Raw genomic sequence first — 2406 nt, forward strand, 5'->3', positions numbered from 1 at the left:
CGACCTTGTAGGTGTTGGTGTCTTGCAGGCTTTCGATATTCAGATCACCGCCGACGTCGGCGATGACCTTCTTGCCACTCGCCACCGTACTTTTGATCTTTTGTTTTAATCCAGTTCGCAAAAACTAGTATTTCAGCTTGCCCTGTACAAATTCTTTTCAATGCGAGGGCGTTCAGTGTGCAGCATTTTTATTAAGCGAGTTCTTCCCAAGCTATTAGGGAATAGCTTCAATTTCATAAATTAGAGTAGTGAAGTCTAGCGTTTCTGTACCGCCACTGCATTCCAATTTAGTTAGTCTTCCCTCCTGATCTTCGCAGACCACAATTCCTGCCTCCCCCACCCATGCTTGAACAATGTTATCCGCCCGCCATACGTTCCAAATCTTTAGTACACCAGCTTTCTTCGCTACTACAGAAAAGGAAACAGACTCGGGACTTGTATCTGTCCATAAAATTATATCAGTATCGCGTTGATTGTTAATTTCGATATAGCCGTTTACTGATTTTAAGCGCAGTCCGGTTACCACTTCGCTAGATGCGCTAAGTCTACGAGCCAAGAAATTGCTTTGGCCTTTCTCAATAGCTTTTTCAAAAATTGGCTTTACAAGACACCCCGAAACCTCGATAGGAGCGCCTCGTGTTCTTTGAAAAATTGTAGAAAGTGTTTCAGTCATGTCTCAGTATCCTGGCTTTCTGTAAGGATCCACCGCCGCATGATCCTGCGGCCAACGAGGTACAAAATCTTTACCGCCGTCTCGAAACGGGACGGGTTCGTGGCTTAACTCCATAGACTCCATTCCACCTTTATCTGCATTATATCGCTGCGGCGCTAGTCCCTTTTTCATTCGTTCAATATTTTCGGCACCATATTTACTAGTAGCCTCTGTAGTTGCGGCCTCGTTTTTCCAGAATCTAGAGCGAACAGTAGTCCAAGAGGGGTCATTACCTTTTGCCGTTTTATTATAGACATCATCGCCAACCTTCCAACCGTTCTTCACGGGGGGAGTGTCAGTAGGCTCGGGCGCTTTTTCCTTCGCCTCCAAAACATTCCGATCAACAAGATTACCCGCCTCAGAATCCGTCATCGAACTCATCGGATTCGGATTTTTAGCATTCTTCGCCGCAAGCTTCTCGATTCTAGCGATCTCAGCCATCTTTTCAAGCTGCGCACCACCAACCTTGATGCCTGCCTTGGCCAGCGCCACGCCCCCCTTCGCTGCGCCACCCACACCCGTCGCGATGCTGCCAACCTGCCAGGCGATTTCGCCGATGGCTTTGCCCAGCGCTTCGGCGTTTTCGTCGCCGCCGACTTCAAGGGCCGTTTTGACTGTTGCGATTTTGGTGTTCAGTTCATTGACGACGCTGTCGCCAAACTGTGCTCTGGCCTCAGGGTTGTTGATCAGCTGACTGAGGCCGTTCAGACCATCAATCGGGTGCATCGCGAATTCAGCCAGGCCCGCCACATCATTCCAGCCGGACTGCACCAGGCCCTTGCCGATGCCGAGATGGGTCAGGACGTCCTGTTTACCGCTGATGTATGCCCATTTGCCCGCCACCTCAAGCTTGGCCGCATAACCTTCGGCCTCGTCATATTCTTTCTTGGCCTGAACAATCTGCTGCGTCGCCAACCAATTGTTATCCACCGCCGCCCCTGCCGCTGTATTGGCGGTAGTCGGGTCTATGGAAGCACTGGTCGCCGCCAGCCCGGTCACCAGGCTGACGATCAAATTACGTTTGGCTTCGCGTTGTTCTTCGCTTTCGTCCGGGCTGCTTTGCGAGAACAAACCGGTCAGCAGGCTGGACGCCGCTGCGCCTGCTGCACCGCTGCCGCAGCTTTGGTTGCTGGCCGCCGCACCTGCGCAGGCGACGATGCCATGTAGCGCGGCGTGCAGTGGGGAGCCTTCGGTCAGTTCGCCATTTGCTACAAGGTCACCGATGTAGCCTGCGCCGCGTTGCTGGACGTAATTGACCACCAGACCCTGCACGAACGCGGCGTTGCCGGCGCTGATGTTGCCGCCGGCGGCACCGATCAGTGCAGTGGTGATTTGTCGGTAAGTGCCGCCTGCGCCCCAGTTTTCGGAGATGTCGTTGGCTTCTACCGACAGTTGCCTTGCACTGTTCTGCAAGAGCATGCGCTCGGTATCGCTCAAGCCACCGGCTTTATCAGCTTGCTCCTGCAGCTCTTTGGACTGTTGTCGCTTGAGGTCCGCTTCCCGCGCCTTGTTGGCGAGGAAGGTGCTGGCTTCGTTGGAGAACGCAGTGACGATCTCGAAACCGGCGCGGACTTCATCTTCGTCGAAGATCGGCTTGAGCGAGTTGCTGCCGTTGCGATCACTGGACACGTCGCGGTTGAGGCTGGCGACGGTTTGTTCGGCGTTCTGACCCGTGCGTTTCTGCTGTTCGGCGT

The 2406-nt window shown here is 53.5% G+C and carries 2 protein-coding genes and 1 pseudogene; all 3 read right to left on the bottom strand.

Annotated features, from left to right (window positions below; translation table 11 throughout):
• Positions 1-121, bottom strand: a 121-nt coding sequence (locus GE543_RS28045; RefSeq protein WP_178118678.1) for a hemagglutinin repeat-containing protein, incomplete at its 3' end; no start/stop codon positions are given.
• Between the two features lie 93 nt (positions 122-214).
• Positions 215-673: a hypothetical protein gene (locus tag GE543_RS26920; RefSeq protein ID WP_153222765.1), complete on the bottom strand. Its 459-nt coding sequence runs from the start codon at positions 671-673 to the stop codon at positions 215-217.
• Positions 674-676: 3 nt separating this feature from the next.
• A pseudogene (locus tag GE543_RS26925) lies at positions 677-2406 on the bottom strand (DUF637 domain-containing protein); the annotation flags it as partial.

This window comes from Pseudomonas sp. SZ57 (assembly GCF_009495975.1).
In the GTDB taxonomy this organism is placed as follows: domain Bacteria; phylum Pseudomonadota; class Gammaproteobacteria; order Pseudomonadales; family Pseudomonadaceae; genus Aquipseudomonas; species Aquipseudomonas syringae.